Genomic DNA, 21845 nt, shown 5'->3' with positions numbered 1-21845 from the left:
ATGAATTATTTAAAAAGAAATATAATATTATTATTTGTTACTTGTATTGCAAGTTCAAATTTTTATTCTCAAGTTCACGACAAAAAGTGGGAAAGTATAACAAATATGGAAGAAGGTTCCTGGTTTGCTTCAAATGAAGCCAAGGAAATAGCTGAAAATGTTTTGTTATACCAAAGAAATATTGGCGGATGGCCAAAAAATATTCAAATGCAACAACCGCTTTCTAATGATGAAAAACAAAAATTATTAGCACTAAAAAGTTCAACAAAAGGATGTACAACAGATAATGGTGCAACTTATCAGGAAATGCTTTTTTTATCTAAAATGTATAGGCAAGTTCCAGACGAACGCTATAAAAATGCTTTTTTGTTAGGTTTAGATTATATTTTACAAGCGCAATATGAAAATGGAGGTTGGCCTCAGTTTTATCCATTAAAAAAAGGATATTATACCCATATTACTTACAATGATAATTCTATGGTGAACATTCTTCAAGTACTTGAAGAAATAAAAAATAAAACAGATTATTTTTCAATAAAACCAACAGAAGTAATAGTTAAAAGAGCTGAAATAGCTTTTGAGAAAGGGATTGATTGTATTGTGAAAACGCAATACAAACAGCATGGTGTTTTAACAAGTTGGTGCGCGCAACATGATAAGGAAACATTGTTACCTGCTAAAGCAAGAGCTTATGAACTTCCTTCATTAAGTGGAAAAGAATCAGCAAAAATAGTTTTGTTGTTAATGACTATTGAAAATCCATCTGAGGAAATTAAAACTGCTATTGTAAGTGCTGTAAAATGGTTTGAAAAAGTTCAAATTAATGGACTTCGCGAAGACCGAGTTTACAATGAAAAAGGTAAAATTATTAATAAAATTATGGTTCCAGATAAAAATGCAAAACCAATTTGGGCGCGTTTTATGGAATTGGATACTAATAAACCATTTTTTTGTGATCGTGATGGAATTAAAAAATATTCTTTAGCCGAAATTGGTGCTGAACGTAGAAATGGTTATGCTTGGTACACCAATGAACCAAAAGAGGTTTTTAAAAAATATGCGAGATGGGAAAAAAAATATTTAGTTTCAACAGCTAAAAAGGAAACAGTAAAAAAAAAACTAAATAATGAATATAACGTAGTTGTTTCTAAAGATGGAACTGGAGATTATTTAAGTATTCAAGAAGCAATTAATAATTCAAAATCTTTTCCATATAAAAGAGTAATTATTAACATAAAAAATGGTGTTTATAATGAAAAAATTCACGTATATGATTGGAATACAAAAGTATCTTTAATTGGTGAAAGTAAAGAAAAAACCATTATAACGTATAATAATTATTTCGATAAAATTAACTTAGGTAGAAACAGTACTTTCCATACTTCAACAATGTTGGTTGAAGGAGATGATTTTTACGCAACTAATTTAACCATAAAAAATACAGCTGGAGCAGTAGGACAAGCGGTTGCATTGTCGGTAAATGCAAATCGCAGTTATATTAATAATTGTAATATTTTAGGAAATCAAGATACGCTTTACACTACTGGAGAAGGTTTTAAACAATATTTTAACAATTGCTACATTGAAGGGACTACCGATTTTATTTTTGGCGAAGCAACAGTACTATTTAAAAATTGCACTATCAATTCTAAATCAGATTCATACATTACAGCCGCTTCAACTCCTGAAAATCAAAGCTTTGGGTTTGTATTTAAAAACTGCAAACTTACTGCTGATGAAAATGTAACTAAAGTTTATTTAGGAAGACCTTGGCGAATTTATGCTAAAACAGTTTATATAAACTGTGAAATGAGTACACATATTTTACCAGAAGGTTGGCATAATTGGAATAAAAATGAAGCTGAAAAAAAATCATTTTACGCTGAATATAATTCACAGGGTGAAGGAGCAAATAATACTAAAAGAGTAAGTTGGTCGCATCAATTAAAAAAATCGGCAGCAAAAAAATATACTTTAAACAATATTTTAGGTGAATACAAAAAAACTTCAAAAAAGGAATGGTATGAAGCATTTTAAACTTTCTGTTATTATTTTTTTAGTTGTTTTTCAATCTTGTAAAATACAAGAAAATCAACAAAAAATTAAAGCTCAGCAGCAAATAACTATTTATGCCATTGGAGATTCAACAATGGCAAATAAAAAAAATCCATCAGAAAATCCAGAACATGGTTGGGTACAAGTTTTACCTCAATTTTTTAATTCAAATGTGAGTATTGATAATAGAGCTGTAAACGGAAGAAGTACCCGAAGTTTTATTGCTGAAAATAAGTGGGAAGCCGTGCTAAAAACACTAAAAAAAGGCGATTATGTTTTAATTCAGTTTGGTCATAATGATCAAAAAGAAAAAGATCCAAAGCGTTATACAAATCCACATACGGCGTACAGAAATAATTTAATAAAATTTGTTTCAGAAACTCGAAAAAAAGGTGCAATTCCAGTATTATTTTCATCAATAGTTAGAAGAAAATTTAATGAATATGGAACTTTGGTAGACACACATGGAGTTTATCCTTTAGAAGTACGTTTAGTTGCAAATGAATTTAATGTAACATTTGTAGATCTTCAATATTTAACTGAGCAATTAGAGGAATCGTACGGAGTAGAAAACTCAAAAAAGTTGCATTTGCACTTTGAAGCTGGTGAAAATTCGTATTATAATGAGGCAAAACATGATGATACACATTTGTCTGAATTAGGAGCAACAGAAGTTTCTAAACTAGTTATAGAAGCAATAAAAAAATCTAATTTAAAATTGAAAGAATACATTAAATAAGTATGAAAAACAGTCTTCTTTATATTGTAACAATTTTATTTTTCAATGTATTGTTTTCTCAAAAAAAAGTAAACAATAATGATTTTAACATACAGCAAATAATTAATAATATTAGTTTGCCTCAAATTCCATCTTATAAAGTAAGTGTTACACAATTTGGAGCTAAAGGAGATTCGCTTACAAATTGTAAACGTGCGTTTGATAAAGCAATGAAAGCGTGTGAAAAAAGAAATGGAGGTAAAATAATTGTCCCAAAAGGTGTTTATACAATTAACGGTCCAATTCATTTTGTAAGTAATGTAGAATTACATTTAGAAGAGGGTGCTAAAATTAGATTTGGTTCAAACCCAAAAGATTACCCGCTTGTTTTAACTAGTTGGGAAGGAACCATGCTTTACAATTACAGTCCTTTAATTTATGGAAATAGTCTTAAAAATATAGCAATTACAGGAAGTGGTATTATTGATGGTGAAGCAAAAGATACCTGGATACAATGGAAGCCATTTGAAGAAAACGACAAGCAATTAAGTAGAGAAATGAATCATAAAAGTACTCCAATAAAAGAGAGGGTTTTTGGGGAAGGGCATTTTTTACGTCCACAACTTATTCAATTTGTAAACTCAAAAAACATACTTATTGAAGGTGTTAAAATAGAAGATTCACCTTTTTGGTGCGTACATTTATTAAAATCTAAAAGTATTACATTACGTGGAATTAGATACAATGCACAAAATAATAATAACGACGGTTTGGATATTGAATATTCCAGTGATGTTTTAATTGAAAATATACAGTTTAATAATAGTGATGATAATATTGCAATTAAAGCAGGAAGAGATACTGAGGGTAGAAGTAATACTACAATGCCTTCAGAAAATATAGTAATTAAAAATTGTGAATTTAAAGGTTTGCATGCGTTGGTAATTGGTAGTGAAATGTCTGCAGGAGTTAGAAATGTATATGTAAATAATTGCAGGGCGATAGGATATTTAAAGCGTGGTATTTATATTAAAACCAATTCTGATAGAGGAGGCTATATAAAAGATATTTATGTAACAAATATAGATTTTGGAGAAGTGGAAGATTGTATTTATATGACCTCAAATTACCATGGAGAAGGTAGTGGTTTGTTTCCTTCAAAAATAACTGATATTTCAATTTCTAACATTTCGTGTATAGCAGCTTCAAATGCAGGAATAGTAATTGAAGGAAATCCAACTAGTAAAGTTGAAAATATTACATTAGACAACATTACAATTAAATCTGCAAAAAATGGTATGACCTTAATAAATACCAAAAATGTGTTATTTAATGAAGTTGTAATTGGAGAAAAGCAAGGAGTTCCAAGTTCAGTGCATTAAATACATTATTATAAAATAAATTATGAGAAATTTAAAAAAATATTGTTGGGTTTTAGTTTTAAGTATTGGGTTTAATAATATGTTAAATGCACAAAATGTAGTAGTTCCGTTATGGAAAACAACAATTCCAGGTTCAATAATAAATGATGATTATAAAGAAGTTGAGATTTTTAAAGAGGGAATCCTAAATAACACAAGTAAAGTTTCAAATCCAACACTTTCGGTTTTTTTACCTAAAGAAACAATTGCAACTGGAACAGCCGTTGTAATTTGTCCGGGTGGAGGATATTCTCATTTAGCAATAAATAAAGAAGGTTATAAAGTTGCACAATGGTTTAATACTTTAGGAATAACAGCATTTGTTTTAAAATACAGATTACCTAGCGATTTAATTATGCAAGATAAAACAATTGGACCTTTACAAGATGCACAAGAAGCCTTACGATTTGTAAGACGAAATGCTAAAAAATATAGTATTGATTCAGATAAAATTGGTATTATGGGATTTTCAGCTGGTGGACATTTAGCCTCAACATTAGCAACACATTACAACCAAAATGTGTATAAGGTTTCCGATAGCACCAGTGCAAAGCCAAATTTTTCAATATTAATTTATCCAGTAATCTCAATGGAAGAAGGAACTACCCATAATGGTTCTAAAAATAATTTATTAGGTGAAGATGCTTCAAAAGAAATAACGGTAAAATATTCAAATGAAAAGCAGGTAAATGCTGAAACTCCAAAAACATTTTTAGTTCACGCAACCGATGATGGTTCAGTTCCAGTTGAAAATAGTATAAATTATTATTTAGCTTTAAAAAATAATGGGGTTTTTGCGGAAATACATTTATATCAACAAGGTGGTCACGGTTTTGGATTAGGAGTAAAAAGTACCAGCCAATTTTGGGCCAAAGACTGTGAAAACTGGTTAAAGATTAATAATTTAATGGATTAGTTAAAACTAGTTTACTTAATTTTTGGTATTAGCTTATATTTTAGTGAATATTTTTTATCGGTTAACCTGTATTTTTCCAGGGGTAATGCACCCCAAGAATTTATGCTACCGACTCCCATTTGTTTAAAATCAATTAAAACTCTTGTAAGGTCTCTTTCTGAAATTTCACTAGCATGTCGTTGTTCTTTTTGTAAACCATCATCTAAATCTTCATTTAAGTAGTGTAAGGCTGTTATACCTAATAAGCTACTTCCTTCAATTGTTATTTTTAGACTATCATTTAAAATTGAATACCAGCGAATAGCAGTTTTATTTCCTGTTTCTTGTGGACGAATATATGGATAATACTGTTCTGATACTGTTTGTTCAAATATCCCAATTTCTGATGCAAAATTTCTATCAATATAATTTTCATGAGGTCCTTTTCCATAGTATTTAACATTGTTGAAATCCTTTGGTAAAACCAGTTCCATTCCAAATCTTGGTAACATTGGAACTTCTGTATCTTCATCAATTATAATTTCCTGATGAACTGTTAATTCACCACTGCTTGAAAATTCATAATCAATATTTAAGTCAGCAAAAACTTGTGGAAGTCTATAAGTAGCTTTCGCAATTAATTTATTTTGTGAATCAACTTTATAAATAAATTCTTTTAGAGATATACTATCAACTGCATTTTTCCAGGCGCGTAACTTTAATTGTAAATTGGCTCCCATATCATTATCTGTAGGGGCTCTCCAAAAATTTGGTTTTAATTCAAAACCCTGTTTAATTAAATTTTGATTTTTGTATAAATATGAACTGATAAATCCTGTTTTTAAATTGAAAATTAGTTCACTTTTCTCGTCAAAAAATTTCAACTCTTTTTCGCTTTTTGAAATTTTTATTTTTCCATTTCCTTCAACTATAGTAGGATTACTCCAATTATTTACCAATGTTAATTGTTCTGAAGCAATTTTATAATCTTTTGCTAAAAAAGGTTCTGTTTTTTTAAGATGATAGCTAATATTTACAAAAGCTTCTTTATAATTATTTTTGGGAAGTTTTAAATTTAACTTGTAAACCTTCTTTTCTTGTGGATTAATTTCTAAAGTTTCTATTGTTCCCGTGTCAAATTTTTCACCATCAATAATAAGCTCCCAATTCAATAAAACATTGTCTAAATTTTTAAAGAAAAACTCATTAAATATTGCTATAGTTTTATTCTCTTTATCTGCCCATGTTGTCCAAATGTTTTGCTGCACTTTTTTCACTTCAAATGCATGTGGGTTTGGTTTTCTATCTGGTGAAAAAACGCCATTATTTAAAAAGTTATTATCACTAGGAACATCTTTAGGGCCGTAATCTCCTCCGTATGCAAATATTTTGGTGCCGTCTTCTTTTGTTTTTACCAGTGATTGATCTACCATATCCCAAATAAATCCTCCTTGAAAATTGTGATATTTTCTTATAATATCCCAATAATCTTTAAAATTTCCAACTGAATTCCCCATTGCATGTGCATATTCACATTGTATAAACGGGCGCGTTTGGGTTTTGTTTTTTTCTGCATAATTAATCATCATATCAGGCGAAGCATACATTGGGTCAATAATATCAGAATTCCAGTCAAAATCTACATTATAATAGTTAAGGTGTGCTCTTTCGTATTGAACAGGTCTTGAAGAATCACGGTTTTTCATCCATAAATAACCTCTATAAAAGTTATAGCCATTACCAGCTTCATTTCCCATACTCCAAATTATAATTGAAGGGTGATTAATATCTCGTTCAATCATACGTTGCATTCGTTGTAAATGAGCTAATTCCCATGAAGGTTTGTTTCCTAAAGTTTTATCGGTGTCGTAACCTATTCCGTGCGATTCAATATTGGCTTCATCAACAACGTATATTCCATACTTATCACATAATTCATAAAAATAAGGATCGTTGGGGTAGTGAGAAGTTCTAACTGCATTGATATTAAATTCTTTTAGAATTTTAATATCATTTTCCATAGCTTCTCTAGAAATTGTTTGCCAGGTTATTGGATCTGTTTCATGTCGGTTAACACCTTTTATATAAATTGCTTTTCCATTTACTAATAAATGCCCTTCTTTAATTTCTACTTTTCTAAAGCCAACATTTTCATTAATTATTTCAATTACATTTCCTTTCTTATCAATTAATTTATAAGTTAAAACATATAAGTTTGGAATTTCAGCACTCCACTTTTTAGGGTTATTTATAGAAAACTTAACAACAGGATTTTTAAGTAGTTCATTTAAAGAAAATTGCTTTTCTGAAACAACTATTTCATTGTTTTTTAGAGTAAATTTTATGTTGTATTTTTTATTTTTTTCTGAAGTAAATAAAGTAGTAATTTTCAATTTTCCATGTTTATAATCTTCATCTAAATCTGGAATAATTTCAATATTTTTTAAATGTGTTTTATTACGAGCGTACAAATATGAATCTCTTGTAATTCCACTCATTCTCCAAAAATCCTGACATTCTAAATAAGAACCATCACTCCATCTCATTAATTTTAGAACAAGTGTGTTTTCTCCTTTTTGTAAATGGTTATTTAGTTTAAATTCCTGAGGAAGTTTACTATCCTCACCATAACCAACATAGTTTCCATTTACCCAAACTTCTAAATTAGATTTTGCTGCTCCAACATGTAAAAAAACATCCTTTTTAAGCCAGCTTTCATCTATTGTTATTGTTTTTCTGTAAACACCTGTTGGATTGTAAGAAGTTGGAACTTGAGGTGGATTTATAGATATTAAATTATTAAACTCATAAGGGATATTTGTATAAATTGGGTAACCATAACCGTTAATTTCCCAGTTTGCAGGAATTGTAAATGTGTCCCAATTGCTATCATTATAACTTGTCTCAAAAAAATCTTTTGGTAAATTTGCTGGATTTTCAACCCATTTAAATTTACAATCACCATTTAAACTTTTGTAATTTTCAGATTTTTTCCAGTCATTTTTTATTGCCAATGCTTCATTTTCAAAAACAAAATAGGAGGTATGCATTGGCTCCCTGTTTTCTTCATTTTTAGTTTCATTTAACCAATATGGTTTTTCATTTTGGCTGTTTGCAAAATGTATTGAAAATATTAAAGTAAGAATTAAAATAGCTTTTTTCATGGGTAAAAACTTGTTGAAAATTATATATTTTATTAGGATAAGCCTCTGTCTAAATGTGTATATCCTCCATCTACAAATAAATGTTGCCCTGTTATATGGTTTGCTTTTTCTGAAAGTAAAAATAAAACCATAGAAGCAATTTCCTCTTTTGTAGTCATCCTTTTTCCTAATGGTATTTTTTCAACAATAGCATTTAGTTTTTCTTTAGGATTACTAAAACTATTTAACCAATTTTCGTATAAAGGAGTCATTACTTCAGCAGGAATAACGGCGTTAACACGTATTTCATATTTTAACAATTCAACTGCCCATTCTCGTGTTAAAGCAAGCTGAGCACCTTTTGCTGCGGCATAGCCTGAGGTGCCACCTTGGCCAGTTATAGCTGTTTTTGAGCTTATATTTATAATAGATCCTTTTGTTTTCTTTAGAGCATCTAAACAAAAATGAGCCATATCATAATAATGGTTTAAATTGTTTGAAATTGATTTTGAAAATGTTTCAGGTGAACCAGATTCTAAGCCTATACTATCATTTTTTCCGGCATTATTAACCAATCCATCAATTCGTCCGTATTTCTTTATTACTTCTTTTACAGCTTTTTTACAGCTTTTAGTATCATTTAAGTTAGCTTGAATATAATGCGCTTCTTTATGTTGTTTTTTTAAATCATTTAAAAGAAGTGCCCCATTTTCTTTATTTCTACCAATAAAAACAGGAACAGCACCTTCATTTGCAACTTCTCTGGAAATGGCTTCACCAATACCTTTTGTACCACCAGTAACAATAATAACTTTATTTTTTAGCTTTAAATCCATACCCTAAGTTTATATTTTTTTTAGATGAAGGTTAAGAATGTAGGGCACATTTTTTACGAGTAAAACATCAGTTTCAATAGCATCATATTTAACTTTAACACTTTCATCAGTTATAGAAGTTAAAGTTAATTTTAGTAATTTGCCATCTTTCCAAACGATATCTACAGTAATATTTCCACGTGCTTTTAGTCCTTTTATTGTGCCGTTTTTCCAATTGTCAGGTAAAGCAGGTAAAATTCTTAAGAAACCTTCATGTGATTGCAATAATGCTTCGGCAACTCCTGCTGTAAAGCCAAAATTTCCATCAATTTGAAAAGGAGGATGCACGTCTAGTAAGTTACCATAAAGAGAACGTTGCATAAATAAGTTAATATTTTCTTCAACTGCATTTTTATCTAACAATCGCGCAAAAAAGTTGATGATCCAAGCCCGGCTCCAGCCAGGACCAGCACCACCATTATCTAATCTATATTGAATTGTTTTTTTTGCAGCTTCAAATAATTCAGGATTTTCACTTGTGATATCATCTCCTGGATGTAAGGCATATAAATGCGAAATATGACGATGTCCTTTTTCCGGTTCGTCGTATTCTCTATCCCATTCCATTAATCTGCCGTCTGAACCTATTTTAATTCCAGCGTGTAATTGTGCTCTTTTTTCTTTGATGTTTTTGGTGAAATCATCATCGATACCTAGTATTTTAGCAGATGCTAGTGCATTGTCAAATACTTCACCAATAATTTGATGTCCCATTGCATTTCCATTTGAAACGGCAGCAGGTTTGCCATCTGCGGCCAAATATGAATTTTCAGGGGATGTTTCAGGGGTTGAAATTAATGTTTGATCTCTTTCATCTAAAACCAACCAATCGGCATAAAATTCAGCATAGGCTTTTATTGCAGGATAGGCTCTTTCGCGTAAAAAAACGGTGTCTTGAGTAAACCTGAAATGTTCCCAATAATGTTGTGCAATCCAGCCACCGCCATGTATCCAGGAACCCCAATAAGGTTTTGCAGCTCGCATCCATGGTGCTCCCCAAATATCTGTAGTTTGGTGGGCAACTGTTCCGTTCATTCCATATTGTTCTTTTGCTAAAATTTTACCTCTTTCAATCAACCTGTCAGTTAAATCAAATAAGGGTTCGTGGCATTCACTTAAATTGGTAACATCTGCCAACCAATAATTCATTTGTAAATTGATATTTAAATGATAATCAGCATTCCATGGAGCATTTATATGTTCATTCCAAATACCTTGTAAATTAGCTGGATTTGTACCATATCTGGAACTTGAAATTAATAAATACCGTCCATAATCAAATAGTTTTTTAGATAAATCGATGTCTTCTTTACCTTCTTTAACTAAAGTTAATCGCTCATTTGTAGGTAAAGAATCCAGTTCGTGATTTCCTAAATCCAGTGTTGTTCTGTTAAATAAATTTTGATAATCTTTAATATGATTGTTTAAAATTGCTTTATAAGTGGTTGCATTTAACTTTTGAAGAGCTTCACTATTTTTTTCTTCATAATTATCAAAGTAAAAAGAAGTGTTGCAAACAATATAAATGGTAGTATCACTTACATTTTTCAAAGATAAACCACCTTCAATTTGTTGAATAGTTCCCGAGTTATTTTGAACTTGTAAAACGGTTTCAAATTTAACTCCATGAGCAACTTCAACAGGAATGGAATGCACCATTCCTGCATATTGAGTTACCATTCCGTTCATTTTAATGGTATTATCTGTTGGAGTGGAAACTACAACGGTTTTATGTCCGTTGTCATCCGGTCTGCTCAATAATAGCTTGTAGTTCAATCCGTTAGGGTTTGTTGTGCTAATTTTTACCACTAAAACATCATCTGCAGCAGAGGAAAATATTTTTTGAGAAACATCAAAACCATCTATTTTATAACTTGCTTCTGTAAACGCATTGTTTAAGTTTAATTCTCTTTTATAATTTGTAGGTTCTTTTGTATCAAAATTGATAAATAAATCTCCCATTGTTTGATGCGACCTAGCAACCCATTTATATGAAAAACGTTCAACTATTAAACTGTCTGCCAAATGAACATTTCCAGTTTTTATTAAGTTTCTTATTTCAGCTAAATCTTTTGGTGTTCCTTTAGAATTTCCCCATTCTGGACCACCCGACCACATTGAATCTTCATTTAACTGAATGCGTTCATTTATTGGATTTCCAAAAACCATCGCTCCTAAACGACCATTTCCAACTGGTAATGCATTGTCCCAGTTTTCAGCAGGTGAGGTGTACCATAAAACTTGTTCAGGAATTAAATTTTCTTGTTCTTTAGTTGTTGTTTTGCAACTAAAAAATAGTATAAATGGACAAAGAATTAACAGTTGAAAAGTTTTTTTCATGTTTTTGAAAATTATAGTAATCTAATTTTTAATTTAATCCTTCTATCATTGCATTTAAAGCTTGATTATCAAAAACGGTATTGTTACTTCTATCAAATAACCCAGAACCATGGTTATCCAAACCGCCTGCATCCCAATAAAAAGGTAATAAACCATTTGCTTTAGCTCCTTTTACAACATAATTTAAATAGTAAGCTCTAGAATCTAAATGCAACTGTAAATTATCTCCTGTGAGATTGGTGCGTCTAATAGCGGCAAACTCTCCTAAAACTACAGGAATACCCTTATCAACAAATTGGGTTTTCATCATTTCAAAATAATTTTCTAAATCAGATTCTTCACCCCAAGTTGCGTTACGCGTGGTATCCGTTAATGAATGGTAATTGGCTCCCCAATAATAGAACATTTTTCCCCAGGTTGCATCTTCTGTCATTAAAGCAAATTGATACGGAGTATAGTAATGTACTTCAACCATCATACGGTTTTCTGCAGTATCAGTTGGTAAAGTTGTCATTAAATTATTTGTTTTTTCTATATCAGTAGAAGGTCCCTGTACGACTAAAGTACGATAGGCATTTTTACCACCAGTAGAACGAACAGCATCTATAAAAGTTTGATGATAAGATTTTAATACATTCATTTGCGTAGCATCTTCAACATTAGGTTCATTGGCACTAGCAAATAGCAAATGCTCGTCAAAATCTCTAAAATGAGTTGCTATTTGTTCCCAAAAAGCTTTTTGTTTGGCATTGTTTTCTTCTTGTTTAGCCTCGGTAACATTATTTTCAAGCCATCCGCCATCCCAGTGAATGTTAACGAGTATGTACATTTCATTATCAACACAATATTGGATTACTTCTTTTACTCTATTTAACCAATCCAGTTTAATTTCTGCAGTAGAACTATTGGATAAATACTGATTCCAGGAACAAGGAATTCGAATTGCATTAAAACCATTTTCTTTCACTAAAGCTATTAATTCTTTTGTAACCTTCGGATTTCCCCAGGCTGTTTCACTGCCAATAGCTTCTAAAGTATTTCCAATATTCCAACCTAAAGATATTTTTGCTGCAAGTTCTGTGGCTGAACTACTCATACCTGTAGCATCGGCAGGAATAGGATTTGTATTGTAATCAGGATAAATTCCTGAAGTTGAAGGTGTACCTGCTTGATTAATAGTAATTTTTACAGCAGAAACTTCATTTGCATTAATGGTAATAGTAGCAGATCGTTCTGAAATACTTGTGTTTTGCAATGCGGTAATTTTAACTTCAGTACTTCCTGAAGTTCCTGTTGTTTGGCTCAATTGTATCCAACTTGTACTCGAACTGCTTATTACCCAGGAATCTACATTGGTAGTAATAATAATATCATAACTACTTTCTTTATTTTCAAATTCAATACTACTCGTATTTGAGATTAAAGATTTTGTAACTTCTTCTTGAATTATTTCATTCTCTGGAGAACTGTTATTACTACATGCTAAAAAGCCAAAAAGAGCAATAGTTAAAATGCTAAGGATAAGTTTATAATTTATTCTTTTCATTTTAATATTATTCAATATTTATTGTTATTTCTTCTATAATTTCTCTTGAAGATTTTCCTATCTTTAATAAATAAGATCCTTTTTCTACAATCCAATCTTTTTTAGTTTCATTATAATATGCTAAATCTTTTGTATTTAAACGAATGGTAATGTTTTTGGAATCTCCACTTTTAATAAATGTTTTTTGAAATCCTTTTAATTCTTGAGCTGCTTTTTCAACGGATGATTTTGGGTTAGAAACATATAATTGAGCAACTTCTTTACCATCAACTTTTCCTGTGTTTTTTATGTTAAATGTAACTTCAATTATTTCATCTTCTGAGTAAGTATCTTTATTTGTTTTTAAATCTGAATATTCAAAATTAGTATAAGATAATCCATATCCAAATGGATATAAAGGTTCTATGTTTTTGGTGTCAAACCATCTATATCCAACTAAAATACCTTCTTTATATTCAACAGTTTCATCACCTGGAAAACTGTTAGTAGCATGTGCTGGAGAATCCATTAAATTTTTTGGCATTGTCCAAGGTAATTTACCTGAAGGATTTATATTTCCTAAAATGGCATCAGCTAAAACGTTTCCACCTTCAGAGCCATTAAACCAACTCCAAACTAAAGCAGATGACTTTTCTTTAATGTTGTTAAGATCAAATGGTGCACCACCAATCATTACCACAATTGTATTTGGATTTACTTCTAAAACCTTTTCAATTAAAGCTTCTTGTCCGAATGGTAATGATAAATCTCTTCTGTCTGATGCTTCTGTTTCGTAATCTCTGTTTGAACCTGCAAAAATGATAGTAACATCAGAATTTTTAGCAGCTTTTATAGCTTCTTCTAATTTTACACCGTCTAATTCATTTACTGTTGTTGGACCGTTTAAAGTAACTTCTTCTTTTTGGTCATTTTCGTTTTTAGAATATCGTTCTAAATAACCTTCAGCATAATTAATTTTAATACCTTCCGGCAACCTATTTTGAAGTCCTTCCAAAGGTGTAATTTCTCTTTTTGTTTTAACACCAGCTCCAAATCCGCCTAAGGCATTTTTTTTTGTAGCATTATTTCCAATAACAGCAATAGATGTAACACCTTTCAATTTTAAAGGTAATATCTCTTTTTCATTCTTCAATAAAACAACGGATTCAGCTGCAATATTATAAGAGTCTTTGTAGTGTTCTTCAGTTGCTAAACTTCCTTTAGTTCTATTTTTGTTGTCAATAGCTTTTACTTGAAAAAGGACTCTTAAAATACGTTTAACGTGTTTGTTTATTTCTTCTTCGGAGATTTCACCAGCTTTAGCTGCTTCAATTAATTTGTCGGCTAAAAAGAATTCGTTAAATGGTTTTGGAGTTCCCATTTCAATATCTAAACCGTTTTCTAACGATTTAACTGTAGTATGAACGGCAGCCCAATCAGAAACAACAATTCCTTTAAAGCCCCATTGGTCTCTTAGTATTTTGTTAAGCATTAAATCATTTTCACATAAATAATCTCCTCTAAATTTATTGTAAGCACCCATTAAACTGTAAGCATTTGCTTCTGTAACGGCTGCTTTAAAAGCAGGTAAATATATTTCTTGCAAGGTGCGTTCATCAACTAATACATCTACAGTACCACGATTGGTTTCTTGGTTGTTTACTGCAAAGTGTTTAACACAAGCCATAACATCATTATCTTGTAGACCAATAATAAAAGGAACTGCTAGTTTTTTGTTTAAAAAAGGATCTTCCGTAAAATACTCATAAGTACGTCCTCCAAGTGGTGTTCTAATAATATTTATAGCAGGAGAAAGTAGCATATCTTTATCACGAGCACGTGCTTCTTGTCCAACACTATTACCAAAAGTATATGATAATTCAGGATTCCAAGTAGCAGCAACTGCACCAGCAGCTGGATAATACGTTGCAAAATCGTTATCCCAACCGGCATTTGCCCAACTGTTTCTAGAGATTTCTTCTCGTATTCCCAATGGACCATCAGCCATTTTTAGTTCAGGGATTCCTAAACGTTCAACACCACCAGAAGTAAACATACTATTTCCGTGAAGCATTCCTATTTTTTCTTCAACGGTCATCAAAGAAATTAGACTATCAATTTTTGTGTCATTTTCTAAAGAAATTTTATTTGATTTGTAAATTTCAGTAGAATTAGAGATTTCTGACTCATTAGTGTTTTTCACTTCTTTTGAACAAGAAATTAGGAATAGAAAAACAATTAAATACGTACTATTTTTAAAGGCTGTTTTCATTTGAATTATTTTTATTTTAATATTTTTTTCAATTTTATATTGTTTGATGCACTTCCAATTTGAATTTCTACGGACTCTTTTTCTAATTCGAATTGTTGCTTTTTAGTATTCCAGTATTTTAAATCAGCTGCTATTAAAGGAATAGTTACAGTTGCTTTTTTTCCTGCCGCAACAAAAACTCTTTTAAAACCTTTTAATTCTTTTATAGGTCGTTGTACTTTTGAAAAAGGATGATTTACATATAATTGTATAACTTCTTCTCCATTAAACTCTCCAGTATTTTTAATATCTACACTAACAAGTATTGTATCATTTTCAGAAATAGCATTTTTACTTGTTTTTAAATTTGAATACTCAAAAGAGGTATAACTTAAACCATACCCAAAAGCATAAAGTGGTTTATTTTTAGCATACATATAAGTTCGTCCTTTTGTAATATCATAATTCAAAAAATCAGGTAAATCGGTAATAGATTTTACCCAGGTTTGGGTTAATCTTCCTGCCGGATTGTAATCTCCAAAAAGTACATCAGCCAATGCATTTCCTAATTCCTGACTGTTATGTGTTAAGTGCACAATAGCAGGAACATTTTCTTGGGTCCAGTTTATAGCATAAGGGAAACTACTTATTAAACCCACAATTGTATTGTTGTTTGCTTGATATACTAATTTTATCAAATCTTCTTCTTCCAAAGTTAAAGATTCACGATCTACAGCTTCTTTTCCGTTACTTGGTTTTGGACATTTTGCCCAACCAGCATCACAAGTAGGATGGTTGCCAACTAAAACAATTACAACATCAGCCTTTTTTGCATATTCAACAGCTTTTCCATCGGTATTATTTGGAGTGAATACGATTTCAATATTTTCTCCAACTTTGTTTTTTATTCCTTCAAGAGCTGAAATTGCATACGGAGGAGTACCACTATACCAATCTAAAAAGACATCATTTGCATTGTTTCCAATAACCGCAATGGTTTTAAGTTTTTCTTTATGTAGAGGTAATAAATTTTGATTATTCTTTAATAAAACAATTGATTTTTGAGTAGCTAAAAGTGCTAAATTTTTATGTTTTTGTGTTAACCAAGGATCTATTTTTTCATTTTTACCAATTTGGCTGTATGGATTTTTTTCTTCGGAATCTAACATTCCAAGTTTTATCATCACTCTAAAAACACCTCTTAATTCCGTATCAATATCAGATTCGGTTAAATAACCATTTGCCAAGGCACCGTAAACACCTTCAGTATAATCATCTAAAAACTGATTGATTCCAGCTTTAATTGTTGCAGCTGCTCCAAGATATTTATCGGCATAATATTTATGATCTCTTAGTAACAACATATAGGCACCACCATCGGTACAAATAATTCCGTTTTGCCCCCATTCTTTTTGAGTAATTTCTTTTAGCATTGGATGTACCATTGCCGGAATTCCGTTTACTTTATTATAGGCCGCCATATATGCTCTTGAACCTCCCTTTGTAACACCCATTTTAAAGGGGAAAGAATAGTACTCTCTCCAAAGGCGTTCATTAAAATTTGAAGAAGTATAAGTTCGTCCATCTTCGTTACTATTCGCTAAAAAATGTTTCATTAACGAAGCTGTCTGCCAATAATTAGGATCATTACCTTGTAATCCTTTTATAAAAGCAACAGTTAAACTTCCTGTTAAAAAAGCATCTTCTCCATAACTTTCTTCAGTGCGTCCCCAACGTGGATCTCTTGCTAAATCGGCATTTGGAGCTCTAACAACTAGGCCACCTCTATTATATTTTTGAAATGCATACCGAGTTTCATACCCTTCAACTTCTGCCACTTTTTGTATAAGTTCGGTATCCCAAGTTTCTCCCAATCCATAAGCTTGTGGAAATGTAGTTGTAGGTATTATTTCTTTATCTTTTCCTCCCCAAAATCCTGGAGAACCACCTAAAGCCAACCCATGCAATCCCTCAACATGTCCTGTTCCTTTTACGCCTAAACGTTCGATACTTGGATTTGTACTTAGCGCTTTTACTTTTTCATCAATACTCATTAATGATAATAAACTAGTTATGCGTGTTTCAACATCCAATTCTTGATTTTGAAATGGATGTTCAACATTTTGCGCTGATAGTTTTATAATGGTAACTAAAAAGAATAAATATCTGAGTGATTTCATAATTTGTATTTTAAACTATTTTTTCACAAAACGGATTGCGGTTCCTCCACCTTCACCAAGATTAAGTTTTAGAGTATCGGTTGATTTTACTTCTTTTGTTGTTATGGCTACTTTTGTTGCATTTTTTTTCCAGGTTGTTCCAACTTCATCAGCATAAATTTGAGCTTCATAAGTAGCATCAGGATCTAAGAATGATAAATCAATGTCAAAAGATCTGCTTTCTTCATTTGTTAAACTTCCTAAATACCAGTCTTCACTAAATTTATCTTTACGAACAGTAGTAATATATTCGGCAATTTCAGCATTTAAAACTTTGGTATCTTGCCAATCTACAGGTACATCTTGTAAAAATTTGAACGCTGGATTTCCATCATAATTCTCAGGTAAATCTGCCAACATTTGAATAGGAGAGTAGAAAACAACATATAAAGCCAATTGTTTTGCTGCCGTTGTATGCACATCTCTACCTTCATAACCTTGCTTAATTTCAACATCTAAAACTCCAGGAGTAAAGTCCATAGGACCAGCAAGTAACCGGGTAAATGGTAATGTAGCTGTATGACTTGGCGGATTTCCATCACTCCAGGCATTGTATTCTTGTCCGCGAGCACCTTCACGAGCCATCATATTTGGGTATGTTCTGCGTTCTCCGGTATCTTTTATCGGTTCGTGGAAATTAACAGTTAAATGGTGTTTTACAGCATTGTCTAGAACAGCTCTGTAATAATTTACACCAAACTGACCGTGATGCCATTCTTTCATGTTTAAGCGAGAACCAACCTGACCAATTTTTACATCGTGAATTCCAACTTTTTCGTATAGTCCCATTCCTTCATCAATTTGAGCTAAATAATTGATAATATTTGAACCTGTTTCGTGATAACCAATAATACTAACTCCATTTTCTTTAGCATAATCAGTTACTTTTTTAAGGTCGAAATTATCTGCTTCTTGTGTAAAACTAAATTGATGCATTGCGTTTTCATACCAAGCCGGTGTCCATCCTTTATTCCAACCTTCAATTAATAAATGATCAATTCCAAATTTTTTGCAATAATCAATATATTCAAAAGCATTTTTGGTTGTTGCACCTTGTATTGGACTTTCCCAAAAAGAATATTTACCAATATGCATTCCCCACCAAATACCTAAATATTTATGAGGTTTAATCCAACTTGTATCTTCAATTTTATTTGGGTCATTTAAATTTAAAATTAGTGCAGAAGTTATTAAATCTGCTGGTTTATCAGCAATTTGTAATGTTCTCCATGGTGTTGTAAAACTTCCGTTTGTTTTTACTTTATCACCATCTGCCCAAGGCACTAAATCACATTTTAAATGAGTTCCATTAGTTCTGGCTAAAGTCATACTTGCAAAATCTTTTAAATTTGCTTCGTGAAAACTTAAAGACAATCCGCTGTTACTTTTTATAGTTAGCGGGGTGTGTACAGTATCTAAAGTACTTACCGGTGATTTTGTAGTTAAATATTCATACCTATTATCTTGATATGCACCAATCCACCAAGCATCTCCATCGTCTTTTAAATTGAATTGAGTTAATTCATCCATTATAAAAATGCTGTCTTTTCCTTGTTCCGGGAAAATATATCTAAGCGCAATACCATCATCAAAAGCTCTAAATTGAACTTCTAAATTTCGTTTGCTTTCAGCTTTTTCTTGTAATAAAACAGACAATTGATTGTAGTTGTTTTGGATATGAATTTTCTCACCCCAAACAGGTTCCCAAGTTTCATCAAAAGAAGTATTTTCCATTTTAACAACTTCAAAGTTTGAACTTAGAGAATCATTATTTTTAAATACAAATCCTAATTTTGAAGGAGTAAGAACAGACGTGTCACCATGTAAAACAGAGTAATAAGGAACACCATTAATTAATTCAAAAGTGATGTTGTTTTTTGAATTTGGTGAATTTAATTCTTGTGAAACCTTTTTAGATTGTTGGTTACAAGAGATAAAAAATAAGAGCAAAAATGCAGTAGATAATTGTTTTAACATTTTATTCAAAATAAAAATTATTTAATGGTTGAAATTTTAAATTTAGTGTTGTCTTCAAGTGGATTGTTTATCAACTCAAAAGAATTTCCTTTTTTAACAACTTGTAAATTATATAGGTTTGGATCGTTTGGAACGAACAATTTACAACTAGCAGTGGTTGCATCAGCAGCAAATACTTTTAATTCTAAAGAGCTCCAATCCATATCTTTTGTTGATTGCGCCAGTTTAATATGCGGTAAAATAGTTCCATCCTTAACCAACATAATAATTGGAATATTACCTGCTTTTATAGTGTGCCAACCACCTTCATATACTTTATTAGTTTGATAGTCTATCCATTTTCCTTTTGGTAAATACACATTTCTTTCAGTAACATTTTCAAACAATGGAGCAACTAAAATATCAGATCCAAACAAGTACTGATCATCAATTAACCAAGAACCTGGATCGTTTGGAAATTCAACAAACATGGCTCTTAACATTGGTAAACCATTTTCTGAAGAATGCTTCGCTTGCCCATAAATATAAGGCATTAGCTGGTAACGTAAATTATCTGCATTTCTAAAATCCACTAAAAATTCTTTGCTGTATTCCCAAGGCTCAGTTGGTGGTTCACCATGGCTACGAACGTGTGAAGTCAGCATTCCAAAAGGAGTCCATCTTCTATACAAATCTTCTGGAGATTTTGTAACAAAACCACCTACATCGTGACTCCAAAAAGTAAATCCGGATAAACCAAAGGATAAACCTCCTCTTAAAGTTGCTGCCATTGCAGTATTTGTAGTTGCAGCATCTCCACCCCAATGTAAAGGATATTTCTGACTTCCAGACCAAGCACTTCTAGCCCAAATAATAGAGTTTCCTGTAACTTCTTTCGTAATTTCAGAAACAGCTTTGTTATATCTTAAAGGGTATAAATTGTGTTCGTAAAAACCGGTTTTACCGTTGTTATAAATTCCTGAAGCTGGTCCTGCTTCACCAAAATCAACTTTTATAACTCCAACACCTTGTTTTAAAAGTGATGCTATTTTATTTTGATACCAGGTTACCGTTTCAGGATTTGTAAAATCTAATGTAGCATCTTCATAAGGAATATTTCCTTTTTTGTCTTTTACGGCCAATCCTTTTTCAATAATTTCGTTAAACAGGGTATTTCTTGGTGTAAAATAAGGTAATTGCCATAAACAAACATTAAACCCGTCTTCTTTCATATCAGCAATCATATCAATAGGATTGTTAAATCTATTCTTTGAAAACTCATAATTATTTCTCCAATCTACTTCAAACCAACCAGTGTCAAAATGAATTACATCACTTGGAATTTTATGTTTTCTTAAATTTTTTGCGATTTCTCTTCCTTCCGTTTCAGAGAAATAAGTGATACGACTCATCCAAAAGCCAAACGACCAAAGTGGAGGCATTTCCGCTTTTCCTGTTAAATCGGTATATTCATCTAATATTTCTTTTGGTTCACCTATAAATACAAATAAATCAGCTTCATCATCACCAATCATCATAGAATTGGCACCGTTAAAATATTTTCCAAAATCAACAGTAATAGGAGTGGAGTGATGCATAAAAACACCGTAACCTCTGCTACTCATATAAAAAGGAATTGGTTTGTACATCGTTTCATTTTGTACGCCATTTGCATCATCTGTCCATAAAATAACTTTTTGACCACGTTTATTAAATTGCGTAAAAGATTCACCACAGCCAAATATTTTTTCTTCAGGAGACATAGAAAAAACAGCGTCCATACTTCTTGAATAATCATCAGCTCTGCGAACAAATGAGAATGGAGTTACTGGCGTGTACGTGCTTTTAACATCATCTAAATGTAACGTACTGGTTAATAATTTTCCTTCGGCATTGTAAATAGAAACGTGCCAAGGTTTTTCAGTAATTACAACAGAACCTTTGCTACTTGTATATTTATGACCTTCGGAAGTTTTAGAATAGTTCCATAAATTTCTGGCATCTTTTGCCACACCATTAACAAGCATTAAAGAAGCTTCTTGATTTTTAAATTGCGGACCAGAGGAGGTTTTTATTCTAATAGTTCTGTCAGAAATAAATTCAATTGAAAATGGTAATTCCGGAGAATCAGCATATTCAGTGGTAGGAAATTCATTTGCCGGAGCTGGCACAAGTCTGCTTAACATATTGTTAAAAGCCTGTCTTGTTGCAAAATTATGACGTAAATATTTTATAGTTCCTTCTCCAGTTTCCGGGTTAAAAGAAGCTAATTCATCAGCTAAATAATAAGTATTTCTAAAATCCTCAAAATCTTTGCTAATATCTGGTGGTTCATTTAAAACGTTTGTATTTTGAATTTGAGCCGATGTAATACTAATAAAACACCCTATCGTTAAAAACGTTAGCAAGAGTTGTTTGTTGAATGTATTTTTCATTATTTGAGATGA

At 31.4% G+C, this 21845-nt stretch carries 12 protein-coding genes; 4 read left to right on the top strand and 8 right to left on the bottom strand.

The features are described from left to right. Genes pelA through BX611_RS08115 form a run of 4 tightly spaced genes read left to right on the top strand, consistent with a single transcriptional unit; the run spans position 1 to position 5110 of the window. A complete protein-coding gene (gene pelA, locus BX611_RS08130) occupies positions 1 to 2037 on the top strand; it encodes a pectate lyase (RefSeq protein WP_115879993.1) in 2037 nt (678 codons plus the stop codon). Beyond that, on the top strand, positions 2024 to 2794 hold the full coding sequence (locus tag BX611_RS08125; RefSeq protein WP_115880506.1) for a rhamnogalacturonan acetylesterase: 771 nt from the start codon (positions 2024 to 2026) through the stop codon (positions 2792 to 2794). Before pelA ends, BX611_RS08125 begins: the two co-directional genes overlap by 14 nt. 2 nt (positions 2795 to 2796) lie before the next feature. After that, the gene (locus BX611_RS08120; protein ID WP_115879991.1) at positions 2797 to 4155 is read left to right on the top strand and encodes a glycoside hydrolase family 28 protein; all 1359 of its coding nucleotides are present in this window, start codon (positions 2797 to 2799) and stop codon (positions 4153 to 4155) included. Positions 4156 to 4177: 22 nt separating this feature from the next. Further along, a complete protein-coding gene (locus tag BX611_RS08115) occupies positions 4178 to 5110 on the top strand; it encodes an alpha/beta hydrolase (RefSeq protein ID WP_115879990.1) in 933 nt (310 codons plus the stop codon). A gap of 11 nt (positions 5111 to 5121) precedes the next feature. On the opposite strand, the gene BX611_RS08110 is transcribed toward BX611_RS08115, so the two are convergent. From BX611_RS08110 to BX611_RS08075, 8 genes are read right to left on the bottom strand one after another with little or no spacing between them, the layout of a single operon-like run. Further along, entirely contained in the window at positions 5122 to 8253 is a 3132-nt protein-coding gene (locus BX611_RS08110) for a glycoside hydrolase family 2 TIM barrel-domain containing protein (protein ID WP_115879988.1), read from the bottom strand. Positions 8254 to 8285: 32 nt separating this feature from the next. Continuing rightward, entirely contained in the window at positions 8286 to 9068 is a 783-nt protein-coding gene (locus BX611_RS08105) for an L-fucose dehydrogenase (RefSeq protein ID WP_115879986.1), read from the bottom strand. A 9-nt stretch (positions 9069 to 9077) separates the two neighbouring features. Then, positions 9078 to 11447, bottom strand: a complete 2370-nt coding sequence (locus tag BX611_RS08100) for a glycoside hydrolase family 95 protein (protein ID WP_115879984.1) — start codon at positions 11445 to 11447, stop codon at positions 9078 to 9080. A 28-nt stretch (positions 11448 to 11475) separates the two neighbouring features. Further along, a complete protein-coding gene (locus BX611_RS08095) occupies positions 11476 to 12993 on the bottom strand; it encodes a cellulase family glycosylhydrolase (RefSeq protein ID WP_115880504.1) in 1518 nt (505 codons plus the stop codon). 7 nt (positions 12994 to 13000) lie between these two features. Beyond that, positions 13001 to 15244, bottom strand: a complete 2244-nt coding sequence (locus BX611_RS08090) for a beta-glucosidase family protein (RefSeq protein ID WP_115879982.1) — start codon at positions 15242 to 15244, stop codon at positions 13001 to 13003. An 11-nt stretch (positions 15245 to 15255) separates the two neighbouring features. Next, positions 15256 to 17403: a glycoside hydrolase family 3 C-terminal domain-containing protein gene (locus tag BX611_RS08085; RefSeq protein ID WP_115879980.1), complete on the bottom strand. Its 2148-nt coding sequence runs from the start codon at positions 17401 to 17403 to the stop codon at positions 15256 to 15258. Positions 17404 to 17418: 15 nt separating this feature from the next. Beyond that, complete coding sequence (locus BX611_RS08080; RefSeq protein WP_115879978.1) at positions 17419 to 19419, bottom strand: glycoside hydrolase family 97 protein; 2001 nt, start codon at positions 19417 to 19419, stop codon at positions 17419 to 17421. A 17-nt stretch (positions 19420 to 19436) separates the two neighbouring features. Beyond that, positions 19437 to 21833, bottom strand: coding sequence for a glycoside hydrolase family 31 protein (locus tag BX611_RS08075; protein WP_115879976.1), 2397 nt, complete (start codon positions 21831 to 21833; stop codon positions 19437 to 19439). Positions 21834 to 21845 lie beyond the last annotated feature (12 nt).

This window comes from Lutibacter oceani, from assembly GCF_003384935.1.
GTDB lineage: Bacteria > Bacteroidota > Bacteroidia > Flavobacteriales > Flavobacteriaceae > Lutibacter > Lutibacter oceani.
This window is presented reverse-complemented; position numbering and strand designations above follow the sequence as displayed.

Excerpts from the sequence above, each read along its gene's own strand:
- pelA (WP_115879993.1), top strand. The coding sequence starts at position 1 with ATGAATTATTTAAAAAGAAATATAATATTATTATTTGTTACTTGTATT.
- BX611_RS08125 (WP_115880506.1), top strand. The coding sequence starts at position 2,024 with ATGAAGCATTTTAAACTTTCTGTTATTATTTTTTTAGTTGTTTTTCAA.
- BX611_RS08120 (WP_115879991.1), top strand. The coding sequence starts at position 2,797 with ATGAAAAACAGTCTTCTTTATATTGTAACAATTTTATTTTTCAATGTA.
- BX611_RS08115 (WP_115879990.1), top strand. The coding sequence starts at position 4,178 with ATGAGAAATTTAAAAAAATATTGTTGGGTTTTAGTTTTAAGTATTGGG.
- BX611_RS08110 (WP_115879988.1), bottom strand. The coding sequence starts at position 8,253 with ATGAAAAAAGCTATTTTAATTCTTACTTTAATATTTTCAATACATTTT.
- BX611_RS08105 (WP_115879986.1), bottom strand. The coding sequence starts at position 9,068 with ATGGATTTAAAGCTAAAAAATAAAGTTATTATTGTTACTGGTGGTACA.
- BX611_RS08100 (WP_115879984.1), bottom strand. The coding sequence starts at position 11,447 with ATGAAAAAAACTTTTCAACTGTTAATTCTTTGTCCATTTATACTATTT.
- BX611_RS08095 (WP_115880504.1), bottom strand. The coding sequence starts at position 12,993 with ATGAAAAGAATAAATTATAAACTTATCCTTAGCATTTTAACTATTGCT.
- BX611_RS08090 (WP_115879982.1), bottom strand. The coding sequence starts at position 15,244 with ATGAAAACAGCCTTTAAAAATAGTACGTATTTAATTGTTTTTCTATTC.
- BX611_RS08085 (WP_115879980.1), bottom strand. The coding sequence starts at position 17,403 with ATGAAATCACTCAGATATTTATTCTTTTTAGTTACCATTATAAAACTA.
- BX611_RS08080 (WP_115879978.1), bottom strand. The coding sequence starts at position 19,419 with ATGTTAAAACAATTATCTACTGCATTTTTGCTCTTATTTTTTATCTCT.
- BX611_RS08075 (WP_115879976.1), bottom strand. The coding sequence starts at position 21,833 with ATGAAAAATACATTCAACAAACAACTCTTGCTAACGTTTTTAACGATA.